Here is a 319-nt window from a genome sequence, read left to right as displayed (position 1 = left end):
CCGGCGACTGGCTCAAGATCAAATGCGTCCAGAGCGAAAGCTTCATGATCGTCGGCTACCAAGCCTCGGCGTCGGCGCGCGGCGGCATCGGCAGTCTGCTGCTCGCCGGGAAACGCGGCCATGACTGGGTCTATGTCGGAGAGGCCGGAACCGGCTTCAAAGGCAAGGATGCCGCCTTTCTTCGCAGAACCCTGGACACGCTGAAAACGAAGACGCCGGCCGTGACTCTGAAAGGCAAGAACCTCGTCTTCGCCCAGCCGACGCTGATCGCCGAGATCGAGTTCCGCGGCTGGACCCGCGAAGGCAGTCTGAGACACGC

Annotated in this window: 1 protein-coding gene; it reads left to right on the top strand. The window is 63.3% G+C overall.

What is annotated here, in order from left to right; translation table 11 throughout:
- A partial coding sequence (locus ACODTY_RS24195) for an ATP dependent DNA ligase (RefSeq protein ID WP_488996712.1) occupies positions 1-319 on the top strand: 319 nt, incomplete at both ends.

It is taken from the genome of Mesorhizobium sp. FG116 (genome assembly GCF_057809835.1).
Note: the sequence above shows the minus strand (reverse complement) of the source record. Positions and strands in the feature narration are given on the sequence as shown.